This window comes from Sodalis ligni (assembly GCF_016865525.2).
Taxonomy (GTDB): domain Bacteria; phylum Pseudomonadota; class Gammaproteobacteria; order Enterobacterales; family Enterobacteriaceae; genus Acerihabitans; species Acerihabitans ligni.
In genome coordinates, this window is the sequence record NZ_CP075169.1 from 2,801,137 (window position 1) to 2,822,824 (window position 21,688).

The following is a 21,688-nucleotide window of genomic DNA, read 5'->3' on the forward strand; positions in this document are numbered from 1 at the left end:
AAAATGGAATGCACGGCACTAAATAACAACGTATTTAAACGGTAATAGATGAACGGGAAATAGCTATAGGGTAACGGCGGTGATGTAGCCATTATGTTACACAGTTTTTATATATAGTATGCTGAAATTGTTATTTAAAAAATGTCGGTGTCCCGTGTTCTAATTTTTTACCCGCATTGAATGCCGGCTTGTATGAGAAAACATCACCCGCCTGAACTTTCAATGGCCGAATTAACGCTATCGCGCTTTTTTTTAGGAAAAACCATGACATTGACCACCTCATTATCCCTCGCCGGAAGGGTAAGCTTCGCTTTATTGCTCAGCGCCGCATTTTCCCTATCCGCATCGGCCCAAAGCCTGCTGGATAAGGCAAAGAGCCAGGAACCGCTGGTGGCCGGCATCGCCAATGAACAGCCTTACGGCTATATCGGGCCCGACGGGAAAGCCACCGGCGCCAATATCGAGGTGCTGCGGGCGGTGCTCAAGCCTCTGGGCATCACCAAAATCGATACGCCCATCGTGGACTTCGGCGCGCTGGTGCCGGGTCTGGCGGCCAAACGGTTTGATGTCATCGGCGCCGGGCTTTTTATCAATCACTCGCGCTGCCAGGTCATTGGCTTCTCCAATCCGGTCACCCGCTCCGGCGGGGCCTTTATCGTCAAAAAAGGCAATCCGCTTAATCTGCACAGCTTAAAAGATGTGGCGGCCAATAAACGGGCTCGTCTGGGAACCCAAAACGGCACCAACCAGATTCAGGAAGCCAAAGACAGCGGCATAGACGCCGGCAGCGGAGTGGTATTCGATAAAGATACCGAGGCGCTGGCGGCATTAAAGGCAAATCGTATTGATGCCGTGTATTTTCCGGATGCGGAAATCATCAGCCTGCTGAAAAAAGAGCCGGATCCGTCGGTGGAACGCGCTTTGCCTTTCCAACAGATTCCCGATGCCCAGGGCAATCCGAGCTATAACTACCATGCGTTCGGTTTGCCCCGTAACGACCCGGAGTTTATCAGCGCGTTTAATGTCCAGCTGGCGAAGCTGCGCGCCTCCGGTGATCTATTAAAAATATTGCAAAAATATGGTTATACCGCCAATGAACTGCCGCCGGAAAATATCCAGGCCAGCCAGATTTGTGCAACCCATAGCTGATTCATTGCGACAGGCATTATCATGATTAAACACACCAACGGGCAGCGGGGCAATTTGCAATGGGGATTTTTGTCGTTCAGCCATCCGCTGCTTACCGAGCTGCAACTGCCCTGGTTTGATATTACCGCTGCCGAACCCGGACCAAAGCTTGCCATTATCGCCGGCATGCATCCGAACGAAGTTGCGGCGATGGAGGCCGCCCTGCGGTTAAAAGAGTATTTTGCCGCCAATCTGCGGCGGGGCTCGGTGGCTATACTGCCGATATTAAATATGCCCGGGCTGTATAGCCATGCGGAATTTGTTTGTCCGGTGGATGATAAAAATATCAATTTCCTTTCCCCCGGCAATCCCCAGGGCAGTTTTAGCGAAGCGCTCATCGACGCGGTGCTGAACGTCTGGGCAAAAGATGCCGCGGTGTTTATTGACCTGCACGGCGGCGACCTGCGCGAGGAGGTCGCCAAGTTCGTGATGTGCCAGCTCATCGGCGACGGGGATTTTGACGGCCGCACCCGGGCACTGGCGCATCAGTTCGACGCGGACGCCATCGTCGAATTCGACGTGGATCAGCGCAATAATCGCGGCCGGGCCACCAATGAGCTGCCATGGCTGGGGCGCCACGCCGTAATGGCCGAAGGCGGCGCCAACGGCATTCTGGACGAGGAAAATACGCTGTTTCACTTTACCGGCGTGGCCAATATCGCCCGCTACCTCGGCCTTACCGCCGACGCCTTTGCGCCGCGTGTCCGCCGTAATCGGGTGGTGAGCAATTTTTACAAAGTGGAGGCCCCCCGCAGCGGCCGTCTCTACCTGGACGTGGCGGTAGGCCAAACCGTCAGCCGCGGGCAGCGCCTCGGCATCGTTCACGATCTTTTCGGTGATTGGCTGGCGGATATTATCGCCCCGTTTTCCGGGCTTATCCTGATGATTGTGAACCATAATATCACCTCGGAAGGGGAGTGGCTTATCAGCCTGGCCCCGGCCGGGGAATGCGCTTGCGGGTCATAAAGGCGGGCCGGTGAGGCTTATGGATACCGAACAGCTGGAGTTTATCGCGCGGCAGCTGCTGAAAGGCATCGGCGTTACGCTGCAAATCACCTTGTTGGCCGCGCTGCTGGCGCTGGCGCTGGCGTTTATCGTCGCCTTGCTGCGGCTGTCGCCGTTTCGCCCGCTCAGCGTCGGCGCCCGGGTCTATATCGAGTTTTTCCGCGGGACCTCGGCGCTGGTGCAGCTGTTTTATCTGTTTTTTATTTTGCCGCTGTTGGGGATTACCTTAAGCCCCATGACCACCGCCGTTATCGGACTGGGACTTAACTTTTCCTCTTTCGGCGCCGAGATCGTTCGCTCGGCGCTGGTTAACGTCGGCCAGGGCCAGCGCGACGCGCTGCGGGCCCTTGATTTTCCGGCCGCCGCCGGGCTGCGGCGTATTATTTTGCCGCAGGCGCTGCCCTTTATGCTGCCGCCGCTGGGTAGCCTGCTGGTGGAATTGCTGAAATCCACTTCTCTGGTGTCGATGATAACCCTGAGCGATTTGACCTTCTCCGGTTCAACGCTGATTACCAGCCTGGGCCACCAAACGCTGATATGGAGCTTTGTGCTGGTGTGTTATTTCTTTTTGTCATGGCCGCTTGTCTGGCTGGTGCGTCGATATGAGCGCCGCCATACCCGCCATCGCGGGTCACGGGGGGCTCGATGACCTTTGATTTGGCCTTCGCCTGGTCGATTTTGCCTGATTTGCTGGCCGGTCTGGGGGTGACGCTGGAAGTCGTGGTAGCGGGATTTTGCGGCGCGGTAGCTATTGGGGGCGCCATGGCGCTGCTGCGGCAATGCTCCGTCGGCGCCCTGCGCGTCCTGAGTAAAGCCTATATTGCGTTTTTTCGCCAGACGCCGTTACTGGTCCAGCTCTACTTCCTGTTTTTCGCCCTGCCGCTAAGCGGCCTCACCCTGCCGGCCATCGCAACGGGGGTGCTGGGGCTGGGGTTGTACTACGGCGCCTATATCGCCGAGGCGTTTCGCGGGGCCATTAACGACGTGCCCGCCGGCCAATGGGAGGCGGCGCGGGCGCTGGACTTCGGGCCGCTGGCGCTCTGGCGGCGCATTATTTTGCCCCAGGCCATGAAGCCGATGGTGCCGGTGCTGGGCAACTACCTGATCGGCATGTTCAAAGAAACGCCGCTGCTGGCGGTGATAACCATTCCCGAGCTTTTCCAGGCGGCAAAACAGATAGCCGGCGTGACCTATCGCTACAACGAGCCTTATACCCTGATGGCGTTGCTGTTCCTGGCTATCAGTTTACCCACTTCATTTATATTCAACTATCTCGAAAAAAAGAACCGCCATGGCTGATTGGAAAAAAAGCACGTACCAGGTTGAATCCCTGCAGTCGTCCCTGACGACGCCGCTGATTTCCCTGGCGCAGGTGGTCAAGGATTATGGTGATACCAGGGTGCTGGATCACCTCAACCTTGCCATACCCGAAGGACAGAAAGTGGCGCTCATCGGCCCCAGCGGATCCGGCAAATCCACCGTTCTTCGGCTGATCAAAGGGTTGGAAACGGTGTCGAACGGTACGGTGACCATGGATGGCGCGGCGGTAGGGAGCGGCCGCCGTCAGCATCGCTGGTTCTCGCGGGGACCGGTTCGCCATCAGGTGGGTATGGTATTCCAGCATTTTAATTTATTCCCCCATTTGACCGTAGAGCAAAATATCATGGAAGCGCCGTTAAGGGTGCTTAAGCTTGACGTGGCGCAAGCACGGGAGCGGGCGCATTATTATCTGCAGATAGTGGGATTGGCGCATAAAGCGCCGGCCTGGCCCGCCACCCTGTCCGGCGGCCAGCAGCAGCGCGTGGCCATTGCCCGGGCGCTGGCGATGCAGCCCCGCGTAATGCTGTTTGATGAAGTGACCTCGGCGCTGGATCCGGAATCGGTGGGGGAGGTACTCAAGGTGATCCGGGATGTCGCCCATGGGCAAAACATGACCATGCTGCTGGTGACCCATGAGATGTCCTTTGCCCGGGACGTGGCCGATCGGGTACTGTTTATGGAAAAAGGGAAAATCATCGATGACGGCACGCCGGAACAGGTGCTGGTAAACCCCCTCAATCCGCGAACCCGGCAGTTCCTCAATATCCTGACCGAGCGCTAGCCGCCGGGCCGATAACGCAGCGCGTCGACAAACAGGGCAAAGGCGGTGGTATGCTGTTTGCGGCTCGGATAATAGAGATAATAGCCGGGGAAGGGTTCGCACCACTCCTGCAGCACACGCACCAGGCGGCCTTGGCTGATGTCATCCGCCACCGAATCATCAGGTATAAAAGCCAGGCCGAAACCATTTACCGCGGCGTCTATCCGCTGTTTGAGGGTATTGAAGGTGAGTTGCCCCTCCACGCGGACTTTTATCTGCTGGCCGTTTTTTTCAAACTCCCAGGCATACAATCCGCCCATGGTGGGCAGCCGCATATTGATGCAGGCGTGATGCTGCAGATCCTGCGGCGTGCCGGGGACGCCGCAGCGGGCAAAATAGGCCGGCGCCCCCACCACGGCCATGCTCATATCCGGCGCGATGCGCACCGCAATCATATCCTTCGCCACCTGTTCACCCAGGCGAATCCCGGCGTCAAAACGGCCGCTGACGATATCGGTCAAGGCATTATCCACCGTGATTTCCACATGGATATCCGGATATCGGGCGAGGAACGATTTCAGCACCGGCCAGAGAACGTAATCCACCGCGTGTTCGCCGGCGGTCAGGCGAATATTACCCGCGGGTCGTTCACGCATTTCGCTTAGTGCTTCCAGCTCGCCTTCTATTTCGGCAAAGCGCGGCTCCAGGCTGGCAATCAGCTTTTCGCCGGCTTCCGTGGGGGCGACGCTGCGGGTGGTGCGGGTGAGCAGCCGGAGCGCCAGCCGCTCTTCCAGCCCGCGGATAGCATGGCTTAAGGCGGATTGCGACACGCCGAGCTTGGCCGCCGCTTTGGTAAGGCTGCGCTCCCGCGCCACGGCAAGAAAGGAAATCAAATCGTTAAAATTTTCTTTTAGCATTTCATTAGGGATGTTTTTAGCATTGACCGGGCATAGATTAGCACTAATCAACGGTAATACGGCGCTATTTATGAATTGATCTCATAGACTTATGCACATTATCCACTCTAATATTTATGACCGTTCTTTGCTACCTTTCACATCAAGCGTTATATCCGGCGATCGGTATCCCGACGCGCTGGAAAAACTCACCGGACCGTAAATCGGAGCAAATATAATATGAAGATAACACCCAGCGGTTCCCAGCCGTCCAAAGCCGGCCCTGAAAGTTATTTTACCGGCAGGGTCCGCATCGATGCGCCTTTCCAGGCAACGGCGCCGGCCCGTGTGGGTGGCGCCACCGTGACGTTCGAACCCGGCGCCCGTACCGCCTGGCATACCCATCCCCTGGGCCAGACGCTTATCATCATCCAGGGCCGTGGCTGGCTGCAGGAATGGGGCGGCGAAATCAAAGAGATGAATCAAGGGGATATCGTCTGGATCCCTGACGGGGTGAAACATTGGCACGGCGCGACGCCTGACACCGCCATGACGCATCTCGCCATAGCGGAATCGCTGAACGGCAGTCCGGTTGAATGGCTGGAAAAAGTCAGCGACGAACAGTATCGGAAATAATTTCGGAGGAATTATGGCACAAGGTATTGAAAATAAAGTGGTGGTTATCGCCGGGGCCAGCAGCGGCCTGGGTGAGGCGCTGGCGCGCCGTTTGGCCAAGGACGGGGCAAAACTCATGCTGGGCGCCCGCCGCCTGGACCGGCTGGAAACGCTGGCCGGGGAGCTATCCCTGGATAAAGAGGCGGTGCTCAGAACCGATGTGACCCGGCCGGAACAGGTGCAGGCCCTGGTGGACAAAGCCGTGGCGCTGTATGGCCGCGTTGATGTGATGGTCAACAACGCCGGACTGATGCCGCATTCGCTGCTGGAACGCCGTAAAATCGACGACTGGAACCAGATGATTGACGTTAATCTCAAAGGGGTACTGTACGGCATTGCCGCGGCGCTGCCGTATATGAAAGAACAGAAGGGCGGGCATATCATTAACACCTCTTCCGTGGCGGGCCATAAGGTACGGCCGGGCAGCGCCGTGTATGCCGCCACCAAAACCGCGGTGCGGGTAATTTCCGAAGGGCTCCGGCAGGAAGTGAAACCCTACAATATCCGTACGACGATTATTTCGCCCGGGGCGGTAACCAGCGAACTGGCGGACAGTATTACCGAGGCCGACGTGGCGGCGAATATCAAGCAATTCTATGCTGAAACCGCCATCTCCGCCGACTCGTTCGCCGCCGTGGTGGCCTTTGCCATCAGTCAGCCGGAGGAGGTGGATATCAATGAAATCCTGTTCCGCCCCACGAAACAAGATCTCTGATTAGCCGGATGCCGGCGCCCGGTTACGGGGCGCCTTTCAGCCTAATGACGCATAGATCACCTGGAACGGCTGGTGGTCTAGCGCCGGCATCATTTCCGGCCGATGGCGACAGTCAGTGACGATATCCGTCAGCGAGGGCAAAGGGCAAACGCGAAACAGCGACCATGAGCCGTATTTGCTGCTGTCGGCCAACAGCACCCGGCGTTGGGCATTGGCCAGCAGATCCTGCTTGAGGCCGGCTTTCTCTTCGGTCGGCGTGGTAATGCCTTTCTCCAGGCTCCAGGAGTTACAGCTGACAAAGGCAAGTTGCGGATTAATGCTGCGCAATAGCTTGCGGCCATGTTCACCGATGCAGGATTGACTGCTGTCGTCGATGCGTCCGCCGATTATGGTAACCTCGATTTGCTTAAAGCCGCTGAGAAACAGCGCGATATGCAAATCGGTGGTAATCACCCGTAGCGGCAAATGGCTTAATTGGCGGGCCAGCTCGTACATGGTGGTGCCGGCATCCAGCACCACGGTATCACCGGCGGTGACGAAGCCGGCGGCCTCAAAGGCAATGGCCTGCTTCTCCGCCAGATTGCGCTGATTTTTTTCGTAGGTGGTGGGCTGGGAGGGAATGAACCGGTTAAGGGTTACGCCGCCGTGCATGCGGCAAATGACGCCTTCCCGATCCAGTTTGATGAGATCCCGGCGCACGGTGGCGGGCGATGCGCTCAGCACCGTCACCAATTGATCCACTGTCACCAGATTATGGTTTTTCAGGTAACCCAAAATCTGGTCAAGGCGAGGTTGTGCCGTCATCGCGTCCGTCCGCTTATGCCAATTGCATTGCCAGCGCGATTGCAACAGCCATGCTCTTAGCTTTGGCTTGTCCGCGCCAGGCGATATCAAACGCGGTGCCATGATCCGCGGAAGTCCGGATAAACGGTAGGCCGGCAGTGATATTCACCCCATCGTAGAAGCCCAGCAGCTTTAAGGGGATATGACCTTGGTCGTGATACATCGCGACGACCATATCATATTGTCCCTCATAGGATTGCAGGAAAACCGTATCCGGCGGACAGGGGCCGTAAACATTGATGCCTTTTGCCGTCATCGCCGCAATGGCCGGGCCGACAATGGCTATCTCCTCATCACCGAACAGACCGTGTTCTCCCGCATGGGGATTGACGCCGGCCACCGCGATGCGGGGGGCGTCGAAACCGACGCGTTTGAGAAAGGTATCCGCCATGGCGATAACGGTTTCTACCCGCGCCCGGCTCAGGGTATCCAGGAATTTGCGCAGGGCGATATGCGTGCTGACATGAATCACCTTCAGCTTTTCGGTATAGAGCACCATGGCGTAATCCCGGCTGTGGGTTAATGTCGCCAGCAATTCAGTATGCCCTGGATAAATATGGCCGGCGCTGTGCAATGCTTCCTTATTTAACGGCGCCGTGGCCATGGCATGAACCTTTCCCGCCATGGCCAGTTCGGTCGCCCGCTTTATGCAGCGGTAGGCCAGATCCCCCGCGGCCGATTGCACCTTGCCCGGCTGCAACGCCAGAGGGTCGGCCAGCGGTTCATCGATAACGTTCAATATGCCGGGAGCGAAATGCGCATCGGCGGCGTTTTTAATAATCCGCAGCTCCGCCGCCGGCGTGATATTCAGAGATAAAACCCGCCGGAGCGTACCGGCGCAGCCCACCACCACCGCCGGCGCACCGGATAAGGGGCCGTCGATGAGTGATTTGATGATGATTTCCGGACCGATGCCCGCCGGGTCGCCCATGGTGACTGCAATAATTTTAATCACTCCGCTTCTCCTGATTGAAACACAATATGATTATATTGAATCATAGTTGATTATATGTGAGCACGATCAAAAAAGACCAACGTTAAATATTCTATAAAATAGGGGCGGCGGGCATGAGCTGTGATGTTAAATGATGAAATATAATCACCGACGTTCCCTGAGCGGGGAATGAAGACACAAGGCAAGGTCAATGAATATAAACAGCACCCTTATCAGTGGTTATCAGGCGCTTAACGACCTGGGTTACCTGTTGCAGGATAAGCGAGCGGCATTACTGGTAACGGATAAAAACATCGCCGTTATTCCCGCCGTACAAAGCGTGATTGAGCAGGTGTGCGGCAAGGTCGCCAGCCTTAAGATGATTGATAATGTCCCCCCGGAGCCCAGGGCGCAGGATGTGGAGGCTATCGTCGCCGCGCTGGGGGGAAAGTCGTTTGATCTGGTGATAGGTATCGGCGGCGGCAGCGTGCTGGACGTGGCGAAACTGCTTTCAGTGCTGTGTATCGGGGGCGCGCCGGATTTAACCGCCCTGCTGGCGGGAGAAAAGCCGCAAAAGCGCATCACCTCGCTGCTTATCCCCACCACGGCCGGAACCGGCTCGGAAGCTACGCCCAATGCCATTTTAGCCATCCCAGAACGGGAAACCAAAGTCGGGATCATTTCGCCGGTGATGCTGCCGGACTATGTGGCATTGGTGCCGGAGTTGACCGTCAGCATGCCGGCGTCTATCGCCTCGTCAACCGGTATCGACGCGCTCTGTCATCTGATTGAATGTTTTACGTCCGTGGCGGCCAACCCGGTCAGCGACAACTATGCCCTGATGGGGCTGAAAAAACTGTTCGCGAATCTGGAAATCGCCGTGGCCCGGCCGGATAACCTGGCCGCCCGATTGGAAATGCTGTGGGCGTCTTATTACGGCGGCGCCGCCATTACCCATGCCGGGACGCATCTGGTTCATGCCATGTCTTATCCCCTGGGAGGCAAATACCATATCCCCCACGGGGTGGCGAACGCCATTTTGCTGGCCCCCTGTATGCGCTTTATCCGTCCGGCGGCGGTGGCCAAATTTGCGCAGGCCTATGATTTAGTGCCTGATGCCATCACCTCTCTAAGCGACGAAGAAAAATCCCACGCGCTGGTGGAGTATTTTTCCGCCTTGGTGCAGCGCCTAAAGCTGCCGGCGAGTCTCGAGGCGCTGGGGATCGGCGGGGAGCATTTGCCTTATCTGGTGGAGGCGGCGCTGGATGTGCAGCGGCTCATGAAAAACGTTCCGACGCAAGTAGGCGCCGACGATGTCCGCCGCCTCTATTTGACGCTGTTCCAAACACAGGATTGTTGATTAATTACGAGGGTATTATGAGCAAAAAAATCAGCGGCGTACTGACGGCTATCGTCACCACCTTCGACAAAACGGCGATTTCAGCCCGAGCGCCATGCGTTTGCAGGTTCAGCGCCAGTTGGGTTACGGCAACGGCATATTCTGCGGGGGCACCAACGGCGAGTTTTTTGTGCTGAACGAGAAGGAAAAGCTGGCATTAATTGAGACCTGCACCGATGAGGTGGCGGGCAAGGCGGCGGTGGTTGGGCATATCGGCGAGATATCCACCCGCGAAACCATCCGGCTCGGTAAGCAGGCGGCGGGTTTGGGCGTCGATGCGGTTTCCGTGATCACGCCCTATTTTGTGCCGCTAAAACAGGAGGAACTGGCGTGGCATTACCGGGCCATCGCCGATGCCTTGCCGGTGCCGATCTTTCTCTACAATATTCCGGCGCGCACCGGCAATACGCTGCAACCGGAAACCGTCCGGCAATTGGCGTCCCATCCAAATATTATCGGCATCAAAGACAGTGCCGGCAGCTATGAAAGCCTGAGCGGCTTTCTCAACGCCGTGAAGGATCTCGAGGGTTTCAGCGTGCTTAACGGTCCCGACTCGCTCATTCATCAGGGCTTTGTCGATGGCTGCTCCGCCTGCATCTCCGGTTTGGCCAACGTCGCGCCAAAAGAGATTAACGCTATATGGTCCCGTTTCCATGCCGGCGATGTGGAAGGCTCCCGTGCGGCGCAGGAACAGGTGACCTGACTGCGAACCGATCTGTATAACGTGGCGTTTTCTCCGGCGGCGGTGAAAAAAGCGGTGTCGCTGATGGGTTATGACGTAGGGGAAAGCCGTTATCCCATCCGGTTCAGCGCGGCGGATGAGGAAAAAATCCTCCAGATCATCAATAAATATACCAAGTGATTTTTGCTGCGTGCGTTTATACGCGCCGCGGAATCACGACCGTGGGCCGGTGGGATAATAACGGAATCTCAACATGAAAATACTCTGTACTTCGCCCTCTTTTGCTAAATATGATGATAGTCCGGTCATGGCGCTTAAACAGCATGGCCTGGAAATAGTAATGTTGCCGGCGGATATCAGTCTGTCCGAACTGCGTCCGCATCTAGCCGATACCCTGGCGATGATTGTGGCGTTTACCGAGGTGACTCCGGCACTGCTGGAGATGGCGCCGCAGCTCAAGATTGTCTGCAAGCATGGCGTCGGCGTGGACAATATTGACCTGAAGGCCACCGCTGAACGGGGTATTTATGTCACCAATGTTCCCGATGCCAATAAGCATGCGGTCGCCGATTTTGCTTTTTCCTTGATCCTGGCCGGCGCCCGCCAGCTGACGCAATCCGTTATCCAGACGCGGGAAGGCCGCTGGCCGCGGATCTTTGCCACCGATGTCTATGGCAAAACGCTAGGCATTGTGGGACTGGGGAATATAGGCAAACAGGTGGTCTTGCGCGCCGCCGGATTTAACATGCGCGTGCTGGCCTATGATTTTTATCAGGACGAAGCCTTTGCCCGCGACCATAACGTTGAGTTTGTTACGTTGGATTCACTGGTGCGACAGAGCGATTTCATTACGCTTCATACGCCGTTGACCACCGAGACCCGCAACCTGTTCGATGAAGCGCGGCTGAAACGTATGAAAAAAAGCGCCTTCCTGATTAATGTTTCCCGTGGCGGCGTGGTGGACGAAAACGCGCTGTATGATGCGTTGGTTGATCACGTCATCGCCGGTGCCGCGGCGGATGTGTTTGAACAGGAACCGTTAAAGACCCATCCATTATTTAGCTTAGATAATTTTATACCAACATCACATATCGCGGGGTATACCGACGGCGCCATCAGCGCCATCGGTGCCCGTTGTGTGGAACAGATTATTCAGTGCGTGGTACACCAGCAAAGACCTGTAAATATCATGAATTCACTTTGATGGTATTTAATAATGGGGAGAATGGCTATTTTCTCCCCGGGTATAGTACTCGATATGGTGCTCATTTATTCAAATAAGCGCCACTCTATATTGGGCCAATCATCATGAACGATGCCGCAACGAAATCTCGTATCCGCTGGTGGGTCGCCGGCTTAATGTGGCTTGCCATTGCCATTAATTATGTTGACCGCACGGTGCTCTCCGCTTCCGCGCCGCAATTGATTAAAGAGCTCAGTTTAAATCCTGAGACCATGGGCCTGGTGATGGCCGCATTTTTTTGGTCTTATTCGTTATTGCAAATTCCCGGCGGTTGGTTTGCCGATCGTTTCGGCCAGAAAAAAGGGCTGGGATTGGCGCTGGGCTGGTGGTCCGTCGCCACCGCGGCCATGGGACTGGCCACAGGATTCAAATCCCTGCTGGCGCTGCGATTGGCCTTGGGAGTGGGCGAGGCCGCCGCTTATCCGAGCAATGCCGGCATCACCGCCCGCTGGTTCCCGGACAAGGAGCGCGCCACGGTGTCAGGCCTGTTCGACAGCGCCTCGAAGTTCGGCAGCGCCGTGGCCATGCCGCTCATCGTTTGGCTTATCTATATGTTTGACTGGCGCATGACGTTCGTGATAACCGGTGCGGTCGGCCTGGTATGGCTGATTGCCTGGTATATTATCTATGCCGAAAACCCGGAAGACCATAAACATATCAGTTCGCAGGAAGTCCGCTATATTCGCGACGGGCAGTTACAAAAACACGGCGATAAATCGGTCCTGCCGATAAAATGGTATAAGCTGCTGCGTTATCGCAATATCTGGGCGATGTGCATCGGGTTTTTCACCATTAACTATACCTCCTATTTTTTCATTACCTGGCTGCCGACCTATTTGGTAAAAGACAAAGGAATGGACTTTATCAATATGGGGATGGTGGCCGCGCTGCCGCTGCTGTGCGGCATGATCATGGAGGTGGCGGCGGGCTGGGCCTCGGATGTCGTCGCCCACAAAAAAATCCTCTCCCTCACCGCCACCCGCAAGCTGTTTCTGACCATCGGTCTGCTGCTGGCGCTGTGTATCGGTTTCGCCCCGTTTACCCAATCCGTGTTCATGACCGTATTGCTGCTGTGCGTGGCAAAATCGGGCACGACCATTGCGGCGTCGCAAGTGTGGGCCCTGCCGGGGGACGTGGCGCCGAAAAACAGCGTCTCTATGGTGGCCGGTTTGCAAAACACCGTCTCGAATTTCGGCGGGGCCATCGGACCGGTTGTTACCGGCTTTATTGTGGCGACAACCGGCTCCTTTACCTATGCTTTGGTGTTTTCCGCCGCGCTGGTGGTGGTGGGGATTCTGAATTACCTGTTTTTGCTCGGTAGGGTTGAACCCATCGAGCCTGAAATTTCCGGTCCCGCGCCGCAAGCGTCCGTGGACCATATTTAAATATTCAGTTGGTTGTCGTTAGTTTTAATAATCGCATTATCCAAAGGTAATGCGATTATCGATTTACTCTGCGTCCTACATAATGATTTTCCGCAGGAGACGATAATGTCGCTTAATCCGGAACCACAAAAGTATATGACAGGCCACAATGCAGTGGAGAATATAAAATCGGCTAAAGGCAAGATGCGATTTATTATATTGACCGTGTTGTCAGTGGGTATTGCCATTAATTATATCGACCGTGCCACGATGAGCGTTGCCATTCCCTTTATGTCAACGGAATTGCATTTATCCAGCACCGACAGCGGATTTTTATTATCGGCGTTCTTTTGGAGCTACGTCTTGTTCCAACTGCCGGGGGGCTGGCTGGTGGACAGGTTCGGTCCACGTATCACCTTTGCCTTCAGTAGCCTCTGTTGGGGGCTGGCCACCGCGGCCTGCGGACTGGCGAACGGTATCACCGCGTTACTGGGCTTTCGGTTTGTGCTCGGCGCGGTGGAAGCGCCCAGCTATCCCGCCAGCTCATCAACGGTCACCCGCTGGTTCCCGCGCCAGGAGCGCAGCTTTGCCGCGGCCACTTTTAATAACGGCAGCAAGATAGGCGGCACCCTGGCCATTCCCATCGTCTCTTTCCTGATTGCCCTGGTGGGTTGGCGCATGACGTTTGTCATCTCCGGCCTGGCGGCGGTGATTTGGGCCGCGGCATGGTATGTCTGGTATCGTGATCCCCGCCAGCATCCCACCGTGTCGCAGGAAGAAGTGGAATTTATCGAGGCCAATCAGGAGCATATAACCGGCGAGGCCATGAGTATTGCGCAACTGCTGGCGCAGCGCACGGTGCAGGCCATGATGGCGGGCTTTTTTTGCGTGAATTTCGTCTCCTATTTTTTCTTCACCTGGTTTCCCACCTATCTGGTGGAAACCTTTCATCTGTGTGCGCCGGGCATGGCGCGTAGCGCCTTGACGGGCGCTGTCCCTGGACCGTGGTGGTCAAGGGGCGACTTGGAGGTGAAAGTCCTTTGCACACCCGGCAAGGGGAAGTGCTAGCCGAACGGCAAGGGTGCCCACCGCGAGGCGGGATCTGAAGGAAGCCGAAGGCAAAATGCTGGCCTGACGAACAGGAAGCGACTTAGGCGTGACAGCGGGGTAAGGCGGCACATATCGTCAAAGCCCGATACTTGCACGGAACGCTGTTACGTAGAGTCGACAGGTATAAGCATGAAGGTCGCGCGAATTACCCCGGGAGGTCTGTACGTCTGCCTTGGTGCTACCGGGCGTCGAGAGGCGACGGGATGAATGTACAGAAGTCAGCCGAGGCCATAGTAGCGGTGCAAAACCGGTATCGTGAAGGGCCGAACATTTACAACCGTGATTAGGACAGGTTATCTCGATGGGTATTGATGAGGCACAAGCGCAGGACACTGCGGCCCGGACAGGAGGAAGCGAACAGTATTCGCAAGGGCCTGACACGGGTGCTGAAATACCCACGGCGAAAGCTGAGCAAACGAAAGCGGAACAACCGTTGTCAATCGAGGCGGTGATAACACGCGGCAACCTGATGCTGGCCTATCAGCGGGTTCTTGAGAATAAAGGCGCAGCAGGGGTCGATAATCTGGGCGTCGGCGAACTTAAAGACTGGCTGAAATGGCACTGGCCGACGGTGAAAGCGGCCCTGCTGGACGGAAGCTACCTGCCGCAGGCGATACGCCGGGTCGAACTGCCCAAGCCTAACGGCGGAGTCAGGGTCCTGGGTATCCCCACGGTGGTGGACCGGCTTATCCAGCAGGCCATCCAGCAACACCTTACCCCCTATTATGAACCTGAGTTCTCCGAATCCAGCTACGGCTTCAGACCGGGCCGCAATGCGTGGCAGGCGGTGCGACAAGCACAAGCCTACGTGCAAGGCGGCCGGCGCTGGGTGGTGGACATGGATCTGGAGAAGTTCTTTGACCGGTTAACCACGACATCATGATGTCGAGGCTAAGCCGCAAAATCAAAGACGTCAGACTGCTCAGGCTCATCAGGCGTTATCTGGAAGCGGACATGGTCAGCGGCAAAGTGGTGACAAAACGGCGGGAAGGGATGCCGCAAGGCAGCCCGTTATCGCCGTTGCTCTCCAACCTGCTGCTGACCGACCTTGACCGTGAACTGGAGCGCAGGGCCACCGGTTCTGCCGTTATGCGGATGACTGTAATATCTACGTGAGCAGCCGCAAGGCGGGAGAACAGGCGATGAACTCGATAAGCCGGTATCTGGAAAAGCACCTGCGGTTGACGGTGAACCGAGATAAAAGCGCGGTGGCCAGGCCCTGGGAGCGCAAGTTCCTGGGATATAGCCTGACGTGGCACAAGCAGGCAAAACTGAAGATAGCGGCGAGCAGCGTGTCCAGGCTGAAGGAGAAAATCCGCAGCCTGACGACGGGAAACAGTTCAAAAGCGCTGAAAGCGGTTATCGACGGGCTTGCTCCGGTGCTGCGAGGTTGGATAAGTTACTTCCGGCTGACCGAAGTCAAAGGGATACTGGAAGAACTGGACGGCTGGGTCCGCCGTAAGCTGCGTTGTCTGCTGTGGCGGCATTGGAAAAGGCCATACAAACGGGCAAGGATGCTGATGAAAGGCGGCCTGAGCGAAGAAAGGGCGTGGATATCGGCGACGAACCAGCGCGGACCCTGGTGGAACGCGGGGGCAAGTCATATGAACCAAGCGCTGCCGAAGAAACTCTTCGATCGTGCAGGTCAGTTATCGCTGCTGGAGTTGCACAGGCAGTTCCAGTGTTGTAAATGAACCGCCGTATACGGAACCGTACGTACGGTGGTGTGAGAGGACGGCGGGAGTAATCCCGCCTCCTACTCGATCCCTGATGAAATTCGGCCTGCTCGGCATGCTGCCGGGCATCGCGGCGATTGTTGGCGGATGGTGCGGCGGCCTGTTGTCCGACAGTCTGGTGCGGCGGGGCTATTCTCTGCCCATCGCCCGTAAAATCCCGCTGGTGGGGGGGATGCTGGGCAGTTCGGTCATCGGTATAGCGGCTTATTCTCCCCCGGTTACCCTGCCCTGGCCGCGTTGTGTTTCGCCAATTTTGCCGCGACTTTCGCTTCCGCCGCATTATGGGCGCTGCCCTCCGACGTAACGCCCAACCGCGCCAACGTGGCGACCATCGGCGGTATCCAGAATATGGCCGCGAATCTGGCGGGGATTATTTCGCCGATTTTTATCGGCGTGGTGATGCAATTTACCCATTCCTTTGTTATTCCTTTGGTTCTTGCCGGCGTTGTGGGTTTGGCGGGCGCGGTGGTCTACGGTATCTGGTTGCCGGAAGTGCAGCCAATGGCGCTGAAAATCAATTCCGGGAGGAGAAGAGCATGAACCGGCAGACCCGCTGGAAACAGCGTCCAGACGATGCAACATGGGGTGATTTCGGTCCTGACGATCAGCTGGGCCGGCTTAATTTACTGACGCCGGAAAAAGTGCTGGAAGGGGTGGCGGAGGTCAAGTCCGGCCGCACCTTCTGCCTGAGTTTGCCGCTGGATCTGCCCGGCGGAACCGTGATGAATCCCAGACGGCCGCCGCCGCGCATCCAGGCGACCCGGCGGGGGGATTATCCCAATATGACCTATCCCCTATCGCGGGACAATGCCCGCCTGACCGATGTCATTTGCGACGACATGGTTACCCTGGCTTTGCAGTATTCAACCCAGTGGGACAGTTTGGCGCATATGGGGCAATGGTTCGATGTGGCCGGTAACGGGGTGCCGGAAATGGTGTTTTATAACGGCTATCGCGCCGGAGTGGACATCGTGGGGGAACAGGATTACCGCCCCGGCGCAGGCTGCCAGCACGGCAGCCACCTCGGCGCAACGGCGCTGGGCATTGAGCATATGGCGCAGCACGGCATACAGGGCCGGGCGGTCATGGTGGATATTAAAAAACATTTCGGTATCGAGCGGCTGGCCTTCGGCTATGAGCATCTGCTGCATATTTTACGGGCGGACAATATCATCGTTCGTCCGGGGGATATGGTCTGTTTCAGAACCGGCATGGATGAAGCCATCATCGCCATGGCGGGGCGCCCGACGGCGATTACCTCGGCCGGCATTTCGCCGGTCTGGACGGCAGCGACGGACGGCTGCGCCGTTGGATTGTGGACAACGGTATCGTGGCGCTGATTGCGGATAATCCGGCGGTGGAGATTCTGCCGGCCCATCCCATGAACGAGCATGTTTATCCCTCTCATCCCCTGCATGAGCTTTGCCTGTTTCGGCTCGGCACCTATCTGGGCGAACTGTGGCATCTGAGCGAGTTGGCCGATGGGCTGGCGGCGGAGCGGCGGCACGCTTTCCTGCTTACCGCGCCGCCGCTCCGATTACCCGGTGCCGTGGGGTCCCCGGTAACGCCGGTGGCGACAATATAGTGAAAATACCGGGCGGCAAGCGCGCATGCGACGAGCCGCCCCATAACGTATCACGCCCGATAATGCTGTATACCTAGCGCGACTCTTCTTTCCTCCGACCCCGCCTTGCCCATGTGGCTCCTTGCAGTGGTAATTATTATTTACATTAATAATGCTAATGCGTATGATTCTCGTTTTCTTTTCTGTCTTATTTAATCTTTTTAAGTGACAATGTAACATTAAGTTATTTCAGGCTAAACAACCTATAAATCAATAAGACCCATGAGTATGTGAGCAAAAATATAACCGGTTTCATGGAGAATAGTGATGTTGCTGTTTGTTTCGAAGAGTAAGGCTAGCGAAGCGATGGGAAGGTTTAATCATTCAGGTTCGAGATATTTATTGCCCGTTGCCGCCGCCCTGATCTCTTCTTGGTATCACATGGCCGCCGCGGACGAGCCGGGCGGGGCGAAAAACGCCGATGACACCCTGGTGGTCACCGGCAGGCCAAGCGGCAATACCAGCGGCGGCCAGCAAGATTACAGCGTGCCGGTGACCACCGCCGGCACCAAAATGCTGCTGGCGCCGCGGGATATTCCCCAGTCAGTGAGCATCATCACCCAGCAGCGCATGCAGGATCAGGATCTGCAAACCCTTAATGATGTGCTGAGCAATACCATCGGTATCTCACCGGAAATCATCGATTCCGATCGCGTCAGCTATTATTCCCGCGGTTTTCCCATCACCCGATATTTGTTTGACGGTATTCCCACTACCGTTGATCAGCTGTGGAACTTCGGCGATGCGGGTTCGGATACCGCCATCTATGACCGTATAGAAGTGGTGCGGGGCGCCACCGGCCTGCTCACCGGGTCGGGGGATCCCTCCGCCTCCGTCAATATGGTGCGTAAACATGCCGACAGCCGCGAATTCCAGGGTTCCGTCACCGGCAGCTACGGCAGCTGGGACAAACAACGAATGGTGCTGGACCTTTCCGGCCCGCTCTCGGCGTCCGGCAACGTGCGCGGCCGGGTTATCGCCGGCTATCAGGATAATGACAGCTTCCTTGACCGCTACCATTACCGTAAAAAGTTTCTTTACGGCGTGGTGGACGCCGATCTGACCGATGCCACCACCTTATCCCTGGGTTACGATTTCCAGGAAAACCATGCGTCGGACCCCACCTGGGGAGGCTTGCCCACCTGGTATAGCGACGGCAGCCGTACGCACTTCCATCGCAGCTTTAACCCGGCGCCGGACTGGAGCTATAACAACCAGCTGTCGAGAAAGGTATTTGCCAATCTTGCCCATCATTTTGACAATGGCTGGGAGGCGCGCGTTAACGGCACCCATGCTGAAACCGATTTTGATTCCAAGCTGATGTATGCCGCCGGTTTTCCCGACAAGGAGAGCGGTACCGGGGTGACGGCCTACGGTGGATGGAATACCGGCGTACGCAAGGTGGATTCCGTCGATACCTATGCCAGCGGACCCTTTGACCTGTTTGGCCGCCGGCACAAGCTGATCGTCGGCGCCAGCTACAGCAGGCAAAATAACCGCTACTACAACTCCCAGGCCACCCTGAGCGAGTCCGATATCGGTGATTACAACAATTGGAACGGCGACGTGGCGGACCCGGTCTGGAGCCCCTGGGTGGATTATTCCAGTGATACGATACGGCAAAAATCGTTCTATACCGCCGCTCGCTTCTCCCTGGCGGATCCCCTGGCCCTGATTGTGGGCGCCCGTTACACCGATTGGCGCGCCGAGGGCACCACCGCCGATGCCGATAAAAGCGACGTCACGCCTTATGCCGGCCTGATTTATGATATTAACGACACCTGGTCCGCTTATGCCAGCTACACCTCCATCTTCCAGCCGCAGACCTACAGGGACCTGAATAAAAACTATCTGGACCCTACGGTGGGGAAAAACTATGAAACCGGCCTGAAAGGCGACTGGAATGACGGTCGCCTGACGGCGTCTGCCGCGGTGTTCCGCACGGAACAGAACCATGTGGCGGTGGATGAAAATACCTATATCCCGGGTACTACCGAAGAGGCCTATCGCGCGGTTAACAATACCGTCAGCAAAGGGGTTGAATTTGAGGTGAACGGCGCGGTAACCGACCGTCTGCAACTGACGTTCGGCGGTTCCCGCTATGTCGCCAAAGACGGTGACGGTAATGCCGTCAACTCTTTCCTGCCCCGCACGTCGCTGAAATTCTTTACCCGCTATCAGCTGCCGGTATTGCCGGATCTCACCGTGGGCGGCGGCGTGAACTGGCAGAATCATACCTGGCAAAGTGACTACGGCCCGTTGGGGATGACGCGGGTGGAGCAGGGCAGCTATGCGCTGGTTAACCTGTTCGGGCGCTACCAGGTCAGCCGCCAGCTTTCGGTACAGGCCAATATCAACAACCTGTTTGATAAGGAGTATTACGACTATCTCGCTTCTTACGCCGTCTACGGCACGCCTCGCAGCGTCTCGGTGACGCTGAACTATACCTTCTGACGGCGCGGGATAATGTCCGGATGGGAGGCCTTTGGCTAAAACGTGACAACGTCACTTGGTGTAGCGCACTATACTCGTTCAGTGGCGTGGCAGAAGGCATCATATCCGGACAAAGGCAACCTTGATGCCCGCCGCGTTGACATCCCAAAGGTTAATTGCTCTGGTCATCGGCGGTATCAACCAAATATTGCACTGCCTTTAAGACATTATATCTTACATTTATTTTAAATATTCCCTGAATTGCCGACTAATCTTAATCGGTAAATTTATTGATTCCCCTCATCCTTTTATCAGCCGCGGCGGCTCCTGCCGGCGGCTGGTTCCACATGGCTTTAATTAAGAAGAATGAATAATGGCGATAACGGTAGGTAGTCGTAAAGTGGGCCTGGTTCCGGTAACCCTGATGGTTTCCGGCAATATCATGGGGTCCGGGGTGTTCCTGTTGCCGGCGAATCTCGCCGCCACGGGGGGGATAGCCATTTATGGCTGGATAGTCACCATCATCGGCGCGCTGGCGCTGTCCATAGTGTATGCGAAAATGTCTTCCATCGATGACAGCGCCGGCGGCTCTTATGCCTACGCCAGGCGCGCCTTCGGCCCCTTTATCGGCTATCAGACCAATCTGCTGTATTGGCTGGCCTGCTGGATCGGGAATATCGCCATGGTGGTCATCGGCGTCGGTTACCTCAGCTACTTCTTCCCTGTCCTTAAAGAGCCGATGGTGCTGACAATAACCTGCATCGCCGTATTATGGCTGTTTGTCATCCTGAACATCATCGGGCCGAAAATGATCACCCGCGTGCAGGGCGTCGCCACCGTATTGGCGTTGATCCCCATTCTGGCCATCGCCATCTTCGGCTGGTTCTGGTTCAAGGGCGATACCTATATGGCGGCCTGGAACGTCAGCGGCAAGGGGACCTTCGGCGCCATCCAAAGCACCCTGAGCATCACGCTGTGGTCATTCATCGGCGTGGAAAGCGCATCGGTGGCGGCGGCGGTAGTGGAAAACCCTAAGCGCAACGTCCCGATTGCCACCATCGGCGGCGTGTTGATTGCCGCCGTTTGCTACGTCCTCTCCACCACCGCCATCATGGGCATGATTCCGAACGCCGCGCTCAGGCTGTCCACTTCGCCGTTCGGCGACGCCGCCCGCATGGCGCTGGGTAATACCGCCGGCGCCATCGTGACCGCCTGCGCCGCCATCGGCTGCCTGGGCTCGCTGGGGGGCTGGACGTTACTGGCCAGCCAAACCGCCAAGGCCGCGGCGGATGACGGCCTGTTTCCCGCCATTTTCGGCAAGGTCAATAAAAACGGCGTGCCGGCCGCCGGGCTGCTGATACTTGGGGTACTGATGACGCTGTTTCAAATCACCACCATCTCCCCGAACGCCACCGCGCAGTTCGCTCTGGTCTCTTCCGTTTCAGTGATCTTTACCCTGGTGCCCTATCTTTATACCTGCGCCGCATTGCTGCTGGTGGGACACGGGCATTTGGGCAGCCAGCTGAAAATGTACAGCGCCATTACCCTGATCGCGTTTGTGTACTGCATCTGGGCCGTGGTGGGCTCGGGAGCGCAAGAGGTCATGTGGTCATTCGTCGCCCTGATGGTGATTACCGCCATGTACACCCTCAACTATAACCGCCGCCATCAAAACCCTTTCCCTGGATCAACCGCTTAAACAGGATTAACCCGGTTTCGGATAAAGGATTCTCATGTTGATTAAAACGAAAAGGAACCGGA

Annotated in this window: 18 protein-coding genes and 5 pseudogenes; 20 read left to right on the top strand and 3 right to left on the bottom strand. The window is 56.6% G+C overall.

The genetic code is table 11. The features are described 5' to 3' along the window. The first annotated feature begins 264 nt into the window (after positions 1-264). The 5 genes from ehuB to GTU79_RS13050 are packed head-to-tail and all read left to right on the top strand — an operon-like array spanning position 265 to position 4,294. A complete protein-coding gene (gene ehuB / locus GTU79_RS13030) occupies positions 265-1,149 on the top strand; it encodes an ectoine/hydroxyectoine ABC transporter substrate-binding protein EhuB (RefSeq protein WP_214514019.1) in 885 nt (294 codons plus the stop codon). A 21-nt stretch (positions 1,150-1,170) separates the two neighbouring features. Continuing rightward, entirely contained in the window at positions 1,171-2,154 is a 984-nt protein-coding gene (locus GTU79_RS13035) for a succinylglutamate desuccinylase/aspartoacylase family protein (protein WP_203521602.1), read from the top strand. A gap of 19 nt (positions 2,155-2,173) precedes the next feature. Further along, positions 2,174-2,842, top strand: coding sequence for an ectoine/hydroxyectoine ABC transporter permease subunit EhuC (ehuC, locus tag GTU79_RS13040; RefSeq protein ID WP_132921792.1), 669 nt, complete (start codon positions 2,174-2,176; stop codon positions 2,840-2,842). After that, a complete protein-coding gene (ehuD, locus tag GTU79_RS13045; protein ID WP_203521601.1) occupies positions 2,839-3,492 on the top strand; it encodes an ectoine/hydroxyectoine ABC transporter permease subunit EhuD in 654 nt (217 codons plus the stop codon). Before ehuC ends, ehuD begins: the two co-directional genes overlap by 4 nt. 55 nt (positions 3,493-3,547) lie before the next feature. Continuing rightward, positions 3,548-4,294, top strand: a complete 747-nt coding sequence (locus tag GTU79_RS13050; RefSeq protein ID WP_253073655.1) for an amino acid ABC transporter ATP-binding protein — start codon at positions 3,548-3,550, stop codon at positions 4,292-4,294. Here the strand turns inward: GTU79_RS13050 and GTU79_RS13055 are convergent. Then, a complete protein-coding gene (locus GTU79_RS13055; protein ID WP_203521599.1) occupies positions 4,291-5,190 on the bottom strand; it encodes a LysR family transcriptional regulator in 900 nt (299 codons plus the stop codon). The genes GTU79_RS13050 and GTU79_RS13055 overlap by 4 nt on opposite strands. Before the next feature lie 219 nt (positions 5,191-5,409). On the opposite strand from GTU79_RS13055, the gene GTU79_RS13060 reads away from it, so the two are divergent. Both GTU79_RS13060 and GTU79_RS13065 read left to right on the top strand, forming a co-directional pair. Then, on the top strand, positions 5,410-5,805 hold the full coding sequence (locus GTU79_RS13060; RefSeq protein WP_203521598.1) for a (R)-mandelonitrile lyase: 396 nt from the start codon (positions 5,410-5,412) through the stop codon (positions 5,803-5,805). 13 nt (positions 5,806-5,818) lie between these two features. Beyond that, positions 5,819-6,559: an SDR family oxidoreductase gene (locus tag GTU79_RS13065; RefSeq protein WP_132921787.1), complete on the top strand. Its 741-nt coding sequence runs from the start codon at positions 5,819-5,821 to the stop codon at positions 6,557-6,559. Positions 6,560-6,595: 36 nt separating this feature from the next. Here the strand turns inward: GTU79_RS13065 and GTU79_RS13070 are convergent, their stop codons facing one another. Further along, a complete protein-coding gene (locus GTU79_RS13070; RefSeq protein WP_203521597.1) occupies positions 6,596-7,363 on the bottom strand; it encodes a DeoR/GlpR family DNA-binding transcription regulator in 768 nt (255 codons plus the stop codon). 13 nt (positions 7,364-7,376) lie between these two features. Further along, positions 7,377-8,357, bottom strand: coding sequence for a D-threonate 4-phosphate dehydrogenase (locus GTU79_RS13075; RefSeq protein WP_203521596.1), 981 nt, complete (start codon positions 8,355-8,357; stop codon positions 7,377-7,379). Positions 8,358-8,547: 190 nt separating this feature from the next. Between GTU79_RS13075 and GTU79_RS13080 the strand changes: the two genes are divergently transcribed. From GTU79_RS13080 to adiC, 13 genes and pseudogenes are all read left to right on the top strand, one after another. Then, positions 8,548-9,696: an iron-containing alcohol dehydrogenase gene (locus GTU79_RS13080; RefSeq protein WP_203521595.1), complete on the top strand. Its 1,149-nt coding sequence runs from the start codon at positions 8,548-8,550 to the stop codon at positions 9,694-9,696. A 17-nt stretch (positions 9,697-9,713) separates the two neighbouring features. After that, a pseudogene (locus GTU79_RS13085) lies at positions 9,714-10,597 on the top strand (dihydrodipicolinate synthase family protein). Between the two features lie 73 nt (positions 10,598-10,670). Continuing rightward, positions 10,671-11,621, top strand: a complete 951-nt coding sequence (locus GTU79_RS13090) for a phosphoglycerate dehydrogenase (RefSeq protein WP_203521594.1) — start codon at positions 10,671-10,673, stop codon at positions 11,619-11,621. Between the two features lie 104 nt (positions 11,622-11,725). Continuing rightward, positions 11,726-13,045 (top strand): MFS transporter, encoded by a 1,320-nt coding sequence (locus GTU79_RS13095; RefSeq protein ID WP_203521593.1) that lies wholly within the window; start codon positions 11,726-11,728, stop codon positions 13,043-13,045. 135 nt (positions 13,046-13,180) lie between these two features. After that, a pseudogene (locus GTU79_RS13100) lies at positions 13,181-14,026 on the top strand (MFS transporter); the annotation flags it as partial. Positions 14,027-14,435: 409 nt separating this feature from the next. Further along, positions 14,436-15,017, top strand: a complete 582-nt coding sequence (locus GTU79_RS13105) for a reverse transcriptase domain-containing protein (RefSeq protein ID WP_253073579.1) — start codon at positions 14,436-14,438, stop codon at positions 15,015-15,017. Then, a pseudogene (locus GTU79_RS30310) lies at positions 15,017-15,321 on the top strand (reverse transcriptase domain-containing protein); the annotation flags it as partial. The gene GTU79_RS13105 and the pseudogene GTU79_RS30310, both read left to right, overlap by 1 nt. Before the next feature lie 105 nt (positions 15,322-15,426). After that, entirely contained in the window at positions 15,427-15,828 is a 402-nt protein-coding gene (locus tag GTU79_RS30315; RefSeq protein WP_253073656.1) for a group II intron maturase-specific domain-containing protein, read from the top strand. A gap of 70 nt (positions 15,829-15,898) precedes the next feature. Next, a pseudogene (locus tag GTU79_RS31380) lies at positions 15,899-16,410 on the top strand (MFS transporter); the annotation flags it as partial. Beyond that, entirely contained in the window at positions 16,407-17,210 is an 804-nt protein-coding gene (locus GTU79_RS13120) for a cyclase family protein (RefSeq protein WP_253073582.1), read from the top strand. The pseudogene GTU79_RS31380 and the gene GTU79_RS13120, both read left to right, overlap by 4 nt. After that, entirely contained in the window at positions 17,186-17,455 is a 270-nt protein-coding gene (locus GTU79_RS30330) for a cyclase family protein (protein WP_253073583.1), read from the top strand. Before GTU79_RS13120 ends, GTU79_RS30330 begins: the two co-directional genes overlap by 25 nt. Before the next feature lie 345 nt (positions 17,456-17,800). Then, positions 17,801-19,948 (top strand): ferric-rhodotorulic acid/ferric-coprogen receptor FhuE, encoded by a 2,148-nt coding sequence (fhuE, locus tag GTU79_RS13125; protein ID WP_420854181.1) that lies wholly within the window; start codon positions 17,801-17,803, stop codon positions 19,946-19,948. Between the two features lie 352 nt (positions 19,949-20,300). Beyond that, positions 20,301-21,636, top strand: a pseudogene (gene adiC / locus GTU79_RS13130) (arginine/agmatine antiporter). Positions 21,637-21,688 lie beyond the last annotated feature (52 nt).